A 15,507-nucleotide genomic window follows, 5' to 3' on the forward strand; every position below is an offset into this window, starting at 1 on the left:
ACGTCCTGGAGACGGCACGTCAGACCGCACGGGGTGGGGACGAGGTCGTCCCCGCGCCCCGCCCGGGGTGTGCTCACGCAGGCCCGGCGGGCCATTCCTCGCCGGTGGCGCCGTCGAGGCGGCGTACTCCGTTCTCGTCCGCACCGAACAGGGCGACCCGGCCGCCCACCCGGACGGCGCCCACCGCCAGACAGGCGTCCTCCTCCCAGCCGTCGACCGGCTCGCCCACGGGCTGTCCGGTGAGCGCGTCGTACCGGTGGAGGCGGTCCGAGGCCACCGCCAGCACCGTCCGGTCGCCCACCTGGTAGGCGCACAGGCCCAGTGTGTTCTCGGGGTGCGCCATCATCGCGCCGAGCGGTGTCCAGGTCTCGGGGTCCCAGATCCGTACCGAGTGGTCCGTGGCGCCAGTGGCCAGCAGGATCCGGCCGTCCGCGGCGTACGGGACGAGGTGGTTGATCGGCCCGTTGTGCGCCTTGACCGGACCGCCCGCCGGCCGGCCGGTCGCCGGGTCCCAGGCCCGCAGCAGCCCGTCGGCGTCCCCGCCGACCAGCAGGGCCGTGCCGTCCGCCGTGGTGAACGCGGTCAGCGACCACACCTCCCTGCGACCGGTGCCGCGCATCCGCGGCCCCGCCGCCTCCCCGGTCACCGCGACCCGCTCCACACGGCCGTCGCTCCACCCGAGCAGCAGGTTCCGCCGCCCGTCGGCGCCGCGGTGGGGAAACGCCGCCGACATCCGCGGCCACGTCCGGCCCCACGGCTTGCGCCGCTTGCCCCAGGTGTCGGGACAGACCCGCTCGCCCGTCGTCAGGTCGAACTGGAACACCGTCCCGCGCAGTCCCCGGAACTGATCCAGGACCACCAGCACGGGCCGTTCGCCGTCGTCGTCGACGTGAGCCCCGCGGAGCTGGCCGCTGATGAAGCGTTCGTCGAGCGCGAACTCCCGTACCAGGGAACCGTCTTCGGCATCGAATGCCGTCAAGCCCCGACCCTGGGTCGAGCCCGCCCGGATGACCGCCGGTCGCCCGTCGAGCGCGACACCGAGCAGGCGCCCCCCCAGGCCGGCGGACGGGCCGTCCCAGGCCGTGAAAGGGGCCGCCGTACGCATTCCCGCCGAACCTCACTGTCCTCAAGGGAGAGAGGCCGACACCCTCCGCGGGCCGGCCTCCGAGCCGGCGATGCTACCAGCCGGGAGCCGGCCGGCAGCGGTCGCCCGCGTCGTCGCGTCCGGGGCGATCACAGCCGCTCGTGCGGTGGTTTGACGACCGGTCGGGTGAGCTGTGTCACCTGCCCCGCTGTGCGTCGTCGGGCGAGAATGCGAGGCATGACCTTATGGCCGTTGCTGGACGCCGTGGCCGGGTTGGTGACGCTCGCCCTGGAGGCCGGCGCGGCCTTCCTGTGGTTCCTCGCGACCGGCCTGAAGCAATGGGCGAACGGGGGCCCGACTCCACGGCCGGTCGGGCCGCAGGCCTCGTCGCGGGCGCGGGCTACCGGGTCTTCGGCTCTGTGTGGTACCTGGCGGAGACGGACCAGGCGATGAGGGGGCCGTGGGCCTCCCGTGCCTGTTCCAGGGTCATGCCCGCAGGGTCGGTCGAGACCTGTCGGCGCAGAGTGTGCCGGTCCTTCCGGGCCGGCCGTCCGGCGGTCATCAAACGGCCGCCGGGGATGTCCCAGTCGACGTGGGCGTGTCCCTGCCCGTCGAGAACGTAGTGCGGGCCGGGGCTGTCCGGCTCCGGCACGGGCGCGAAGTGGTCCCCGTACAGCAGCCGGGGCGGGAGCCGTCCGATCAGCTCGGGAACCGCGCGCTCCACGGGCGCCGACGGCGCGAAGTACGCGACGACCTTGACCTCCCCCGTCAGCGCGGGGCCCCGGCCGGCGTCAGGGATGACGACGATCCGTGAGGCCCGCCAGCAGGTGTCGATGGTCCGGCTGAAGACGGGCCGCAACTCGTACGTCCGCGCGATCGCCTCCAGCCGCGCCCGCAGCTGCTCCTCGGCATCCCGACAGGCCTGCCGGACGGCCTGCGAGCGGACTTTCCGGCGTGCCCGCCACGTGGCGGGCACGCCGGAGCCGAACGCCGCCTGCAGGAGCACCAGCACGATGACGGCGGCGCCGCCCAGGAAATGCTTCACCCTCGTCGGCCCGCGGCGCTTCTCGCTCATCCGGCCATGCTCACAGAACCGGCCCGCCCGGCACCTGAGTACGCGTACTCAGGTGCGCGGGCCGGCTCTCCGCCGCTACCGGACCTCGCCGGGACCGGGTAGTGGCAGGACCGGGAGAGGTCCCTGATCGACTCGATCGCCGCGTGCGGCGGCAGACCGTATCGTTGCCCGCGATCACCACCGGAACGCGCACAACGGGGGCACACATGACCGTTCACCGGCCAGGACTGCCGGCGGACCTTCCGCCGGCCGAGGAGCTGTGGGCACGCTGGGCGCTGCTCGCCGCCCTGGAGGCGACCACCGAGGACGAGGAGCGCCCGCCGCGCCACCGGACCGGCCGGTGGATCGATCGGGAGGGTCTGCACTGGGACGACTGCGGCTGCACCTGGTGGGTCATGTCCGCGGCGGGCGACGGCCGGTTCGTGCTGTACGGCGAGGACGAGGCGAGCGGCGTCAAGTGGCACGAGCCGGCGATCGACGTGCTGGCGGGCGGCCCGGACTGGCTGCCCTACGAGGAACTGCGGTCCCGGCTCGAGGGGAACGAGATCGGCTGCGTCTACTGGTACGCGAACGGTGTCTGGGCCCGGGCGCCGTACCCGGACGGCCTCGCCGACGACGGCCTGGACTGCGGTATGAGCTCCTTCATCGACCGCGGCGAGGTCCTGGGCGAACTGACGGACCACCTGGACGACACGGTCGACGGGCCGAGCGCGGACAGCCTCCTGGCCGACGCGGAAGCCTACCGGCTGCAGCCGCGCGAACTGCTGGAACGGCTGGGCGAGACCAACCGCGACGACGACCCGCTGGACCCGCCGGCCATCGTCCGGGCACTGGCCCGCGCGGGCCTGACGGGGGAGTTCGCGGCGACCGACACCCTCTGACGAGCAGGACGGCGCCGGCTCCGGCTGCCCCTGCCACCACGAGGTGCCCTACCCGGCGGGGGGCCGGAGGGCGTCGTCTGGCGCGGTGACGCGGAAGGTGGCCCGGTAGTCCGCGGGGGACGTGCCGACGCGGCGGTGGAAGGCGGCCCGGAAGGCGGCCGGGCTGCCCAAACCGCTGAGGCGGGCGATCTGTTCGACGGGGCCGGCGGTCGTCTCCAGGAGTTCGCGGGCCCAGTCGATTCGGGCGTCGGTCAGCCAGGCCATCGGCGAGGTGCCCGTCTCCTGCTGGAAGCGGCGGATGAACGTCCGGCGGGACATGTGCGCGCGGTGGGCCAGCTCGTCCACGCTCTGGCGGTGGGCGAGGTTGTCGAGCATCCAGGCGCGGACCGGGGCGAGGTCCTCGCCGCGGGCGGCCGGCCGGAAGCGATCGATGAACTGCGCCTGGCCGCCCGAACGTCGGGGCGGGGCGACGAGCAGCCGGGCGCGGGTGTTGGCGGCCGCGGCGCCGTAGTCCCCGCGGATGATGTGCAGGCACAGGTCGACGCCCGCGGTCACCCCCGCGGAGGTGAGGACGTCGCCGTCGTCGACGTAGAGCAGGTTCGGCCGGACGTCGATCCGGGGGTACCGGCGTTGCAGCTCGGCGGCGTCCCGCCAGTGGGTTGTGGCGGGGCGCCCGTCCAGCAGCCCGGCGGCCGCCAGGGCGAACGCCCCCGTGCAGATCGACACCAGCCGCGCTCCGCGCTCGTGCGCCGTGCGGATCGCCGACAGCGCCGTGGCGGGAAGCGGGCTGTCCGGATCCTCGTAGCCGGGGACGACCACGGTGTCGGCGTCGCGCAGCGCCTCCAGCCCGGCGGACGTGCCCACCGTGAACCCGCCGCTGAGAACCGGCCCGGCGGACGGGTCGGTGCAGACGGTGACCCGGTAGTGCGGGTCCGACCCGAAGGCCTGCGCCGGGATGCCGAGGTCGAGCGGAAGGACCCCGGGAAGCGCCAGCACCGCGACCCGGTGCCCATCGACGGCCGACATGGCACAATCCTAGCGGTGAACGGCCCCCGTGCCACTGTCGGCGGCCCGGCCGCGATTCGTAGCCTGCGCCCATGGAACTCTCGCCGATGGAACGCTCGCCGATGGAACGCTCGCCCGTGGAACTCTCACTCGACCTGCCGACCGGCCCCCTGGCCGAGGCCGTCCTCGCCGCCGCGCGAGCCTCGGAGACCGCGCCGATCCTCAACCACAGCGTGCGCAGCTTCCTCTTCGCCCAGCTCCTGGCCGCCCACGACGGATGCCTGGACGACGCCGCCTACGACCGCGACCTGCTGTTCGCCGCCACCGTCCTGCACGACCTGGGCACCGGCAGCCTGGCCAAGGGCGAGGCCCGGTTCGAGGTGGAGGGCGCGGACCTGGCGGCGGATCTGCTGCGCCGGCACGACGTCCCCGAGGCGGACGTCGACCGCGTGTGGGAGGCCATCGCCCTGCACACCTCACCCGGCATCGCCGAGCGCCGCGGCCTGCTGTGCCACCTCACCCGCGAGGGCGTGGGCGCCGACTTCGGGCGCGGCGCGGAGATCGTCGCCCCGTGGGAGAAGCGGATCCACGCCGCCCACCCCCGCCTGGCCATGGTCCGCTCGCTCGTCGACGCGATCGTGGAGCGGGCCGCCCGGTCGGACGCCGCGGCTCCCCGCTACTCGCTCGGCGGCGAACTCCTCCGCGAACGCCGGGCCGACGGCGTGACCGGCCTGGAACTCGCCACCACCGGCACGCCCTGGGGGGAGTGAGCCGCCCCGGCGGGAGGCCTCCCGCCCCGAGGCCTCGCACAAAAACCGGTGGGGGGTGCCCGCCGCGCCCGGCCAGAATGACCGCATGCCGCACGAAGCCGATCAGCTGCTCGCCGACCTCGACCCGCTCTCCCACCCGGAGCGTCAACGGCTCGTCGCCCGCAGGGCCAGGGAACTCGCCGCCGACGGCGGGCTCCCGGGGCTCCTGCTCGGCCTGGAGCGCTCCGGCGTGTACGGCCGACGGCTGGCCGCGCTCGCCGCGTCGGCCGGCCGGGCCACCGGCCACCTCACCGAGCGGCTGACCGACCCCGACCCGGTGGTCCGCGGGTACGCCCTGCGCGCCGCCCGCACCCAGGGCATCCCGGACGAGGCGATCGAGGCGGCCTTCACCGGCGCCTCCTGCACCCTGCGCCGACAGCTGACCCGGGTCGTCCGGCACGGCCGCCGGCACCGGCTCGCCGAGCGGCTGGTGGGACGCCTGCGCGCCGAGTGGGGCGATGCCGAGGCCGCCCGGCTGCTCTCCGCCTGCGGCCCCGCCTTCGTCGGCCGGACCCTGCCCGAACTCGCGCACGCCGCACCGCTCGCGCCCCTCGCCGCACGCTTCCCGGACGAGGTCCTGGACCACCTGGAGCGGGTCCTCGCCAAGCACCCCGAGACGCTGCGGCTCGGGCACTGGCCCGCCCTCGCCGACGTCCTCGGCGCCGTCGTGCGGGCCCGCCCCGCACGGGTCCTCGACCTGCTGGAGCGGTTCGGCCCGGACCTCCCGCTGCGCCGGGAGCACCTGCCGCCGCTGGCCGCCACCGACGCCGAACGCACCGTCCGGCTCCTCGCCGACCCGCGGCGCGGCACGGTCGGGCCGTACACCACGCCGCCCACCGGCGGCACGCTGCGCCGGCTGGTGCGCGCCGACCCGCCCTCGCTCCCCGCCCTGGGCCGCCACTGGCTGGCCGCGCCCCGCTGCCTCGCCGCCCTGCTGTGCGCCCTTCCCCCGGGCCGGCGCGACGCGTTCCTCGACCTCGTGTACGCCGGCGCCCTCCCACGAGAGGGCGAACTCTCCCTCCTCCTACCGCTGTTCCCGCACGCGCGCCGCCACGCCGAGGCCCGGCGGCAGGTCGCCGCACGCCGCGCGAAGGGCCGCCCCTGGGCCCAGATCGCCCCCGCCCTGGCCCACCTGCCCGCCGAGGAGGCCCAGCCGGAGCTGCGAGCCGCCCTCGCCCGCCCGGACGCCGACGACCGCTGCGCCGCCTGGACGGCCCTGTTCGCGGGCGCGGCCGCCTCCGGCGACCGGGCCGCCGTCCAGGACACGCTCGGCCTGCTGCCGCGGCTGCGCAACGAGCAGGACCCGGTGCGCTGCGCGGCGCTGACCGCGCTCGCCCAGGTGCCCGCCCGGCTGCTGACCCGGGAGGCGGTGCCCGTCCTCGACGCCGCCGTCCAGGACGCCGTCGACGCCCGTGACTGCTCGTACGCCACCCGCACCGCCCTGCAGCGACTGGTCGCCGAGGTCCTGCGCGAGCACGCCGTCACCGGCGGCGCCGAGCTGGTCGAGTGGGCACTGCGGAGCCTGCGCCGCATCGCCGGGCAGACCGGCACGGTCGAACTCGGCCGGCTGGAGCACCGGCTGCGGCGCGGCCAGGAGCACGCCGTGTTCGAGACCCTGCGGCCGTGGCTGGACGCCATGGCCGACACCGCGGAGTACTGGCTGCTGTTCACCCTGGCCCGTTCACTCGGCCGACGGGCCCGCGGCGTCCCGGAACTGCAGGAACTCCTCCTGCACGCCCTTCAGTTCGGGTCGGACGGCGCCTTCGTCACGGCCGCCGCCCTGTGGCTGGACGACCCGCGCACCCGCGACACCCGGGTCGCTGAGATCCTCGAACTCGAGCCCTCCGCCGCCCTCCTGCGGCCGGTGCGGGACGTGCTGGCCGAGCGGCGCACCGACCTGCTCGACCCGCTGCTCGCCCCCGTGCCGCCGTACGGGCGGTTCCTCAAGCGGCCGCAGCGGGCGCCCCTGCCGCCGACCGGGTCGGCGAGGCGCTGGACGCCGCGCCAGTGGCGGGCCGCCGCCCGCCTCGCCGCCGCGGCGGCGAACGACCCCTCCCTGCCACTGCACGGGCGTGCCGCGGCCGTCCACGCCGCCGCCGCGATCCCCGAGTACGGCGAGGCGGTCGTCCGCGCCCACCTGCACTCCACCGAGGCGGCGCTCAGCGAGGCGGCGCTCAGCGAGGCGGTGCTCACCGACACCGCGCCCACCGAGACCGCGCCCAGCGAGACCGTGCTCGTCGAGGCGGCGCTCGCCGCCCTGGCCCGGACGGACCGGCCCGCCGACGCGCTGGGCGACCTGCTCGCCCACGCGGGCGGCGACCGCGCCCGGGTCGCGGTGTACGCGGCCACCCGGGCCGCCCGGTTCGCCCCGCCCGGCGAACTCGCCCAGCGGCTCGGCGAGTTGCTGTCCAGGACGCAGGGCAGCAAGGTGACCAGCCGCAAGGAGGCCGTACGGCTGGCCGCCGAGCACCTCCCGCCGCGGACCGCCGCCGACCTGCTGGTCACCGCGTACCGCGTCGAAGGCCAGCACCGCGACGTCCGCGCCGCGGTGGTCGCCTTCGCGACCGGCCTGCTGGACGCCGAACCCGTCTGGGACCTGCTCGCCGAGGCCGCCGGGCAGGCCCCGCCACCCGTGCGCCGCGCCGTACTGCGGGCCCACCCGGCGCACCTCCCGGAGGTCCACCGGGCCCGCTACGCCCGCCTGGTGGCCTCCGTCGCCGCCTCGCCGGACCCGGAAGTCGCCACGCCCGCCCTCGCCGAGCTGCCGCGGTGGGCCGCCTGGGCGCCGGAGACCGCGGACGTTGCCCGACGAACCGTCACCGACCTTGCGAACCGGGGCAGTTGGCTGGAGGCTGCGGGCGCCGTCCGCGCACTCGCCGCCTCCGGGCTGCCGCACCCGCTCGGCGGCGCCGCCCCCGGCAGCCTGCTGCACCGCACCCTCGCCGAACTCGCCGCCGCCACACGGACGGACGACCACGACGCCGGGAGCGACCCCGACGCCGGGGACGACCGTGACCTGCCGGCCCGCCGGAGGCTGGCCCACCTCGCCGACCTCCCCGCGGACGACCGCCACCGGCCGCTGCTCGCCGGCGCCGCCGACCTGCTCGCGGCCGAACCCGACCTGACGGGCATCAGGACGGCCGCGCTGCGCCGGCTGGTGGACCCCACGGCCGGGCCGCAGGCGCTGGCGGCCGCGCTCGGCACGCTCGCCGACGCCCACCAGGGCCGGCCGGCGGCGGCCGCGCTCACCGCGGCGGCGCTGCTGCGCGAGCACACCTCGGGCCCGCTGCCGCCGCCCGGGACCACCGACGCGCTGGCGCGCACCGCCCGCCGGGACGGGGACACCGGCGCGGCCGCCGGACTGTTCGCCACGGCGCTGACCGAGGTGTTCGGCGACCGCCTCGGCTGGCCCCAGGAGTGGCGGGCCCTCCTGCGCGAACTGCGCCGCCACCCTCGGCGGACGTCCGCGAGCGCGCCCTCGCGGCCGTCGTGCACCGGGAGTGACCCGATCGCCGGCTCCGCCCCCGCCGCGCGCCACGACCTGAGGACGCATCGGATGCACGGCGGAGCGGATGTGACATCAGCCACATCCGCTCCGCCGAGCACCGGCCGGGTGTCGATCACAAACCCCGGACCTGCACGTCAAATTCACAAATCGACGTCCCGGACGAACCCGGGGGCCGCTCGAAACGACCTGGCTCCCCAAGCGGATTGGGCCTAGCCTGCCCGCCATGTCCCAGAACACGAACACCCCCGGTTTCCCCGGGCAGCCGGCCGCTCCGGCCGGCGACTCCGCCAAGGTGCAGCGCCAGGTACAGCAGCAGGCGGGCGTCGGACCGGTCTCCGGTGGCGGCGGCACCCTCTTCTCCGAGCCCGTCCTGGTGGTGAATCAGAAGGCCAAGCTGATCGAGCTGACCAACGAGTACGCGGTCTTCGACCAGCAGGGCGCCACGCTGGGATCGGTGGTCCAGGTCGGCCAGGGCGCGCTGCGCAAGGTCCTGCGGCTGCTCACCTCCCTCGACCAGTACCTCACCCACAAGCTGGAGATCCGTGACGCGCACGGCACCCCGGTGCTGCTGCTGACCCGTCCGGCGAAGCTCATCAAGTCGCGGGTGATCGTGCAGCGTCCGGACGGCCAGGAGGTCGGCCAGATCATCCAGCAGAACGCCATCGGGAAGATCAATTTCGCGCTGGAGGTCGGCGGCCAGAAGGTCGGCGCCATCAAGGCGGAGAACTGGCGGGCCTGGAACTTCTCCATCGTCGACCAGACGGACACCGAGGTCGCCCGGATCACCAAGACCTGGGAAGGCCTGGCGAAGACGATGTTCACCACGGCCGACAACTACGTGCTCCAGATCCACCGCCCGCTCGCCGACCCGCTGCTCAGCCTCGTCGTCGCGACCGCGCTGACCGTGGACACCGCGCTGAAGCAGGACGCCCGCGGCCTCGGCTAGCCGCGAACCGTACGTCGCCCGGAGCCCCGCCCCCCGCCCCCGCTCAGGCGGCTTCCAGGGGGTGGGGCTCCCGGCGACGGGGTGGCCACCGCCGCGGGCCGGCCGCGGTCCCCGTGGCGCCCGATCAGTAGTAGGCGTACGCGGCGCCCGCCGTCACGTCGGCGTTCGTGGTGGTGGGCCGCGAGTCGGCCCCGTAGGCGGCGTAGCCCGCGGTCACGGCGGCGCCGGCGAGCGCCAGGGCGGCGAGCCGGGCCAGGTACGTCCGGCGCAGGCTCATGCCCCGCCGTCGCCCGGGGACACGCCGGGCGTCCTCGACGGCGAACCCGGCCGGCTCGGCAAGCGGGCTCTGAGACGTGGTGTCGTCGCTCATCGGTCTCTCCGTAGGTGAGTCGGGCTCGAATGCAGCCGGAGCATAGTGCCACCAAGGCAATTGGGCATCGGCCGGCCTGGATCCGGCCGCTGCCGAGCGGGTGCCCGCGTCCGACGCGGTGCGCCCCGCGGCCGGCACGGGCCCGGGTAGCATGTGGCGCCACGGCCGGAGCAGGGGTGCGGCCACGGGGGATGGGGGGCGGCGTGACGGAGTCAGAGCGTTTCGGGTGTGAGGCGTGCTGTGCCGAGGACGCCTCGGCGGCACGGGCGCACCATCAGAGCTACACCGGGGTCCGGCTGGAGACGATGATCCAGGACGACTCGCACTTCATCGTCTCCGTCCAGCGCTGCGGCCTCTGTTCGCAGGCCTTCGTGAGCGTCTTCACCGAGTACGTCGACTGGGCCGGCTCGCGGGACGCGCAGTACCGGACCGTGCTGCCGATCACGGACACCGAGGCGGACGACCTGACGGCGGGCCGGCTGAGCCCGCACCGGGCCGGAGCCCTGGGGCACGGCCGCCGCCATCTGCAGAGCGACTGGCCGAGCTCGGCCGACGAGCCGTCCGTGTACTGGAGCAGCGGCGTCTTCGAGGTACGCGAGGGCTACTGACCCGGCCGGGCTCCGCCTGCCACCCTTCGGAGCGGCGAAACGCGCTGGCAGGAAGGCCTTTCCCGCCCGTAGCATCCGAGCCCCGGTCCCGTCCGTCACCCCGAAGGGAGCACGCCCATGTCCGTGGACGCCGGCCTGTACCTGCGCTGGCCCCAGGGCCAAGCTCCGTCCGCCGAGGAGTTGGCCGAACAGTTCGGCATCACCTCCCGGAACGGGTCGGGCATCGTCGGCAAGATCGTCTCGGCCGACGGCCACAGCAGGATGTGGATCACCGTCTCCACCGACCCGAGGGACCTCGTCGACCCCTCCCGGACCTTCGAGCACGCCTACGACCACTGGCTCAGCCTTTCCCCCTCCAAGAGCGCCCCGTACCCCGAGGACACGTTCGCCGTGCTCCGCGCCCAGTGCCGGCAGACCGTCACCCGGCTGCGCCGCACCGGGCTGGTGGAGAGCGCCTTCTACGTCGACGCCGACAGTCTGACCAGCTACTGGACCGACACCCGGTCAGCCCTCGGCCCCGAGCCCCTCCCGGCCGTCGAGCTGGACCTCTGGTGGGCCGCCGAGACCCCCACCACCTCCACCCTCCCGGCCGCCCTCACCCCGAACCTGCACCCGGCCCCGGCCGACCCCGCCCGGACCACCGTCCTCATCCCCGCACTCGCCGAGGCCTCCGGCATCCTGTGGGACATCGCCCACCGCGCCGGCGAACTGCCCGTCCGGCACACGGCCCGTTTCACCGGCCACCACGTCACGCCCGAGGAGCTCGACGCCTTCTCCGACCGGCTCGCCGCCGAACTGGCCAGGCCCGGCGAACAGATCGACGTCGCCCTGTGGGCCAACGGCCGCCTGTGCCGCTACGAGGTGGCCAACCAGCCGGTGACCGACCTCCGGGTGTGCTGACCCCGACCCAAGAGGAGCCGACCCGGGACCCCTCCCGTCAACCACGGCGGACACGGGACCGTCGACCCGGTGCAGACGAAACCGGTTGACGGGGTCGGAAGAATGCCCGGCATGGGTACAGACATCAGCGGCTTCCTCGAATACCGGGCGCCGCAGGACGATCAGTGGACACGTGATGTTCACGGGAACGGGAGTCGGCTGCCGTAGGCCTTTCCCCGGGTGCATCCGTCACCGCCCGGTCCGGTCGGTGAGGGGCTGTTGAGGTCCGGTCGGTGGGGCGAACAGGGCCTGGACGGTTTCGGTGGCCAGGTCTCGCAGCCAGGTGTGGGCGCGGTCGTCGTCGTAGCGCTGGTGCCACAGCAGGTACAGGGGGACGTCGGGCAGCGGGAGTGGTGGTGGCAGGGTGGCCAGGCCGAGGTGTTCCCGGGCCGCGCGGGTGACCGCGTCGGGGAGGGTGACGACCAGGTCGGTGTCGAGGGCGAGTTGCAGTGCGAAGGCGGCGGTGGGCCCGGCGGCGACGACGCGTCGTTCGAGGCCGCGGGTGGTCAGGGCGTCGTCGATCGGGTCGCGCAGGCTTCCGCGTCGCGAGACGGTGAGGTGTTCGGCGGCCGCGTAGCGCTCGGTGCTCGGCGGACCTTCGGTGAGGGGGTGGCCCGGCCGGACGGCGACGACCAGCCGGTCCCTGCCGACGAGGCGGTGGCGGATGTCGGGGAGCGCCGGAGCGCTGGAGGCCGATTCGAGGTCGACCTCGCCCCGGCGCAACTCGGCGTCGTCCGTCCCGGGTTCGGCGGACAGGCGCAGCCGGACGCCGGGGGCCCGCTGGTGGACGGCGGTGATCAGGGCGGTGCCGCAGGCGGCGGTCAGGGCGTCGTGCCAGCGCACGGTGAACACCCGGTCCAGAGCCGCGAGGTCGAGTTCCTGCTGTGCGGACAGGAGTTGGTGGGCCTGCTGTACGAGGGCGTGGACCTGGGCGCGCATGGCGAGTGCGCGGGTGGTGGGGACCATGCTGCGGCCGGTGCGGACCAGGATCTGGTCTCCGGTGGCCTTGCGGATGCGGCCCAGGGAGCGGCTCATCGCCGGTGCGGTGACGTGGAGGCGTGCCGCGGCGCCGGCGACGCTGCCCTCTTCCAGCAGTGCGTCCAGGGCCGTGAGCAGGTTCAGATCCAGTTGCATGTCGGTAACTCTACAAGTGCATAGCATGCACTTGTTGTTAATGATCGGGGCCCCTACCTTCGAAGTGCGGGCGAGAGACAAGCCGCCCGCACCCATCGAACCCAGGGAGCCCGCCATGAGCACAGCCATGCCTTTCGCCGCCGACACGACGCTCCTGTCCGAGGTGACCGCCGCGGTGAGGACCGCTGGCCTCACGCTGCGCGACCGCCACACCTCGCACGCCCGGGGCGTGAGTCTGGACGAGGTCGTCGCCGAGATCCACGCCAACGACGACGCGGTGCTGGACGTGCTGCGGGAGCCGCTGCTGCGGGCGCGGCCCGGATCGCGGTGGGCCGAGGACGAGTTGGCCGGCGGTGCGCTCCCGTCGGGGGAGTGGTGGGTCGTCGACCCCGCCGAGGGCAACATCAACCACGTCCACGGCATGGAGGACTGGGCCGTCACCGCCACCCTGGTCCGCGACAACCTGCCGGTGCTCACCGTCGTCCACCTGCCGCTGACCGGCGACACCTACACCGCCGTCGCCGGCGGCGGTGCCCGCCTCAACGACCGGCCCCTGACGGTGTCCGCCAAGACCGACCTGGGTGCCGCGCTCATCGGCACCGGCCAGGCCAGGCCCGGCGAGGACGAGCGCACCTTCCGGCGGATCGGCGACTCGGTCACCGCCATGCTCGTCAACGGCCTGGTCGTGCGCGTGTCCGTTCCCGCCACGATGCAGCTCATCCACGTCGCCGCCGGACGCATGGACGCCTTCTGGCAGTTCTCCGACGTCCGCTCCGGCCTGGTCGCCGGCGCCCTGCTGGTCTCCGAGGCCGGAGGCACCGTCACCGACCTGGCGGGCGAGCCCTGGCACACGGGCAGCCGCGACTTCCTGGCCGCCGCCCCCGGCATCCACACCGCCGCCCGCAAGGTCCTGTCGACCATCGCCTGACCGGGCCCCTCCGCGCCACCCACCCGATACCGCAAGGAGCATCACCTCATGACCAGCATCGGCATCCTGGGCGCCGGCCGCGTCGGCGCCAATCTCGCCGGCAAGCTCTCCGCGGCCGGACACCGTGTCACCCTCGGTGTCCGGAACCCGGAGGACACCGCAGCGCCCGCCGCCGGCATCGCCCCGCAGATCGCCTTCGCCGACCAGCGCACCACCGCCCGCACCGCGGACATCGTGATCAACGCGACGCCCGGCGACAGCTCCCTGGACCGCCTGGTCGGCCTGCGCGCCGAGCTCTCCGGAAAACTCCTCGTCGACGTCTCCAACGCCACCCGCGACACCGATGACGGCCTGCCCGGCGACCTCTGCTATCCCGGCAGCAGCCTCGCCGAGAAGCTCCAGGCCGCGCTCCCCGACACCCGTGTGGTCAAGACCCTCAACACCATGCTGTTCATGGTCATGACCGCTCCCGAAGCCCTGGCCGTCCCACCGACCGCCTATCTCTCCGGCGACGACCGGAACGCGAAGGAGACCGTCACCCGCCTGCTCGGCGACCTGGGCTGGCAGCCCGGATGGATCGAGGACCTCGGCGGCATCACCACGGCCCGCGCCACCGAGGCCATGGTCCTCGTGGTCCCCCACGTCCTGCGCCGACACGGCTTCAGGCCCTTCGCCGTCTCCCTCGCCTCCTGACCCGTCAACACCGGGCTCGGACCAAGACCAGGCGCCGGACGAGTACGAGGTCCGGGGGAGCGCGGGGACCTTGTCAGCGGAGGACGTCGAGGACCTGCTTCTGCAGGCCGTTGCTGTAGACCTCGTGCTCGACCAGCTTCAGCTTCTGGGCGTCCTTGTCCGTGGTGCTGAAGAGTCGCTTGCCGGCGCCGAGGAGCAGGGGGAAGACGAGCAGGTGGTAGCGGTCGACCAGGCCGGCGTCGGAGAGGGCCTGGTTGAGGGCGGCGCTGCCGTGGACGATGATCGGGCCGCCTTCGGTCTCCTTCAGTGCGGCGACCTCGTCGAGCGAGCGCAGGATGGTGGTCTCGCCCCAGTTCGACACCAGGTCGTCGTCGGTGAGGGTGGTGGAGACGACGTACTTGGGCAGGGTCTTGTAGCGGGCGAAGTCCGCCATGTCCGGCCACACCTGGCTGAAGGCCTGGTAGCTGGTGCGGCCCAGCAGCATCGCGCCGGCCTCCTCCTGCTCGCGGCCCTTGATCTCGAACGCCTCGGGGACGAACTCGATGTCCTTGAAGGTCCAGCCGGAGTTCCGGTAGCCGGGCTCACCGCCGGGGGAGTCGACGACGCCGTCGAGGGAGATGAAAGCGGAGCTGATCAGGGTGCGCATCGGTGGTTCCTCGGTGTCTCGTAGCTGGTTCTCGTGGCGCCGGCCCGGTGCGGCCTGCCGCGGACGGCGCGCTTCCGGCCGTCGTTGTGATCACCATAGCCACCACGCTTTCAAAAAACAACCAGTCAGTTTTGATTCGAAAGCACCAGGGGTAGACTGACCGGCATGGCAACGAAACGGAGCTACAACGACGCGTGCGGGACCGGCCACGCGCTCGATCTCGTCGGCGAGCGATGGGCACTCCTCGTGGTCCGCGAACTGCTGCTGGGCCCCAAGCGGTACGGCCAACTGCGCGCGGACCTGCCCGGCATCAGCACCAACGTGCTCGCCCAGCGCCTCGCCGAACTGGAGGCATCCGGCATCGTGCGCAAGCACCGCCTCCCCGCCCCCGCCGCCGCAGAGGCCTACGAGCTCACCGACTGGGGCCTCGAACTCGAACCCGTCGTACGGGCGCTGGGCCGCTGGGCCGTACGCTCACCGGCCCACGACCGCACCGCCCACCTGAGCCCCACCTCGTTCGTCCTCTCCCTGCGCACCAACTTCGACCCGGCCCGCGCCCAGGACGTGCACGGGCGCTACGAGCTCCACCTCGGCGACGAGGTCTTCCGGGTCCTCATCGCCGACGGCACCCTGCGCGCCGAACGCGGCCACCAGCAGCAACCCGAAGCCGTCATCACCGCGCGGCCATCCGCGCTCGCACGCGTCGTGTACGGAGGACGCCCCCTGGCCGACGCGATCGCGGCGGGGGACGTCCAGGTCGAAGGTGACACCGCCTCCGTCGCGCGCCTGGGCGCTGTGCTCAGCCTCCCCGCTCCCGTCGACCCGGCCTCCCGCTGACCCGGCCTCGTGACGACCCGGCCTCCCGCTGACCCGGCCGGGAC

Annotated in this window: 15 protein-coding genes; 9 read left to right on the forward strand and 6 right to left on the reverse strand. The window is 74.2% G+C overall.

The window, feature by feature from the left end:
• Positions 1-73 precede the first annotated feature (73 nt).
• Positions 74-979, reverse strand: coding sequence for a WD40 repeat domain-containing protein (locus tag ACYP53_RS40670; RefSeq protein ID WP_459651142.1), 906 nt, complete (start codon positions 977-979; stop codon positions 74-76).
• A gap of 505 nt (positions 980-1,484) precedes the next feature.
• On the reverse strand, positions 1,485-2,159 hold the full coding sequence (locus ACYP53_RS40675; RefSeq protein ID WP_459651143.1) for a hypothetical protein: 675 nt from the start codon (positions 2,157-2,159) through the stop codon (positions 1,485-1,487).
• A 206-nt stretch (positions 2,160-2,365) separates the two neighbouring features.
• Here ACYP53_RS40675 and ACYP53_RS40680 point away from each other — a divergent pair, with 206 nt between their 5' ends.
• Entirely contained in the window at positions 2,366-3,040 is a 675-nt protein-coding gene (locus tag ACYP53_RS40680; protein ID WP_459651144.1) for a hypothetical protein, read from the forward strand.
• A gap of 48 nt (positions 3,041-3,088) precedes the next feature.
• Here ACYP53_RS40680 and ACYP53_RS40685 read toward each other — a convergent pair whose 3' ends face one another.
• Complete coding sequence (locus ACYP53_RS40685; protein ID WP_459651145.1) at positions 3,089-4,066, reverse strand: GlxA family transcriptional regulator; 978 nt, start codon at positions 4,064-4,066, stop codon at positions 3,089-3,091.
• Between the two features lie 71 nt (positions 4,067-4,137).
• Between ACYP53_RS40685 and ACYP53_RS40690 the strand changes: the two genes are divergently transcribed.
• From ACYP53_RS40690 to ACYP53_RS40700, 3 genes are all read left to right on the forward strand, one after another.
• Positions 4,138-4,815 (forward strand): HD domain-containing protein, encoded by a 678-nt coding sequence (locus ACYP53_RS40690; protein ID WP_459651146.1) that lies wholly within the window; start codon positions 4,138-4,140, stop codon positions 4,813-4,815.
• An 85-nt stretch (positions 4,816-4,900) separates the two neighbouring features.
• The gene (locus tag ACYP53_RS40695) at positions 4,901-8,575 is read left to right on the forward strand and encodes a hypothetical protein (RefSeq protein ID WP_459651147.1); all 3,675 of its coding nucleotides are present in this window, start codon (positions 4,901-4,903) and stop codon (positions 8,573-8,575) included.
• Between the two features lie 10 nt (positions 8,576-8,585).
• Positions 8,586-9,308 carry an LURP-one-related/scramblase family protein gene (locus ACYP53_RS40700; protein WP_189923414.1) on the forward strand — a complete coding sequence of 241 codons (723 nt, stop codon included), beginning with the start codon at positions 8,586-8,588 and terminating at the stop codon, positions 9,306-9,308.
• 124 nt (positions 9,309-9,432) lie between these two features.
• On the opposite strand, the gene ACYP53_RS40705 is transcribed toward ACYP53_RS40700, so the two are convergent.
• Positions 9,433-9,678 carry a hypothetical protein gene (locus ACYP53_RS40705; protein WP_459651148.1) on the reverse strand — a complete coding sequence of 82 codons (246 nt, stop codon included), beginning with the start codon at positions 9,676-9,678 and terminating at the stop codon, positions 9,433-9,435.
• A gap of 203 nt (positions 9,679-9,881) precedes the next feature.
• On the opposite strand from ACYP53_RS40705, the gene ACYP53_RS40710 reads away from it, so the two are divergent.
• Together ACYP53_RS40710 and ACYP53_RS40715 are read left to right on the forward strand one after the other, a co-directional pair.
• Positions 9,882-10,286: a hypothetical protein gene (locus ACYP53_RS40710; protein WP_189923418.1), complete on the forward strand. Its 405-nt coding sequence runs from the start codon at positions 9,882-9,884 to the stop codon at positions 10,284-10,286.
• A gap of 117 nt (positions 10,287-10,403) precedes the next feature.
• The gene (locus ACYP53_RS40715; protein WP_459651149.1) at positions 10,404-11,186 is read left to right on the forward strand and encodes a hypothetical protein; all 783 of its coding nucleotides are present in this window, start codon (positions 10,404-10,406) and stop codon (positions 11,184-11,186) included.
• Positions 11,187-11,414: 228 nt separating this feature from the next.
• Here the strand turns inward: ACYP53_RS40715 and ACYP53_RS40720 are convergent, their stop codons facing one another.
• Complete coding sequence (locus ACYP53_RS40720; RefSeq protein WP_459651150.1) at positions 11,415-12,359, reverse strand: LysR family transcriptional regulator; 945 nt, start codon at positions 12,357-12,359, stop codon at positions 11,415-11,417.
• Between the two features lie 115 nt (positions 12,360-12,474).
• Here ACYP53_RS40720 and ACYP53_RS40725 point away from each other — a divergent pair, with 115 nt between their 5' ends.
• Both ACYP53_RS40725 and ACYP53_RS40730 read left to right on the forward strand, forming a co-directional pair.
• Complete coding sequence (locus tag ACYP53_RS40725; protein ID WP_459651151.1) at positions 12,475-13,287, forward strand: inositol monophosphatase family protein; 813 nt, start codon at positions 12,475-12,477, stop codon at positions 13,285-13,287.
• A gap of 48 nt (positions 13,288-13,335) precedes the next feature.
• Positions 13,336-13,980 carry an NADPH-dependent F420 reductase gene (locus ACYP53_RS40730; protein ID WP_459651152.1) on the forward strand — a complete coding sequence of 215 codons (645 nt, stop codon included), beginning with the start codon at positions 13,336-13,338 and terminating at the stop codon, positions 13,978-13,980.
• Positions 13,981-14,053: 73 nt separating this feature from the next.
• Here ACYP53_RS40730 and ACYP53_RS40735 read toward each other — a convergent pair whose 3' ends face one another.
• Complete coding sequence (locus ACYP53_RS40735; protein ID WP_459649666.1) at positions 14,054-14,626, reverse strand: dihydrofolate reductase family protein; 573 nt, start codon at positions 14,624-14,626, stop codon at positions 14,054-14,056.
• Between the two features lie 165 nt (positions 14,627-14,791).
• Here ACYP53_RS40735 and ACYP53_RS40740 point away from each other — a divergent pair, with 165 nt between their 5' ends.
• Entirely contained in the window at positions 14,792-15,463 is a 672-nt protein-coding gene (locus tag ACYP53_RS40740) for a winged helix-turn-helix transcriptional regulator (RefSeq protein ID WP_459651153.1), read from the forward strand.
• Positions 15,464-15,507 lie beyond the last annotated feature (44 nt).

The organism is Kitasatospora sp. Ki12, from assembly GCF_054601375.1.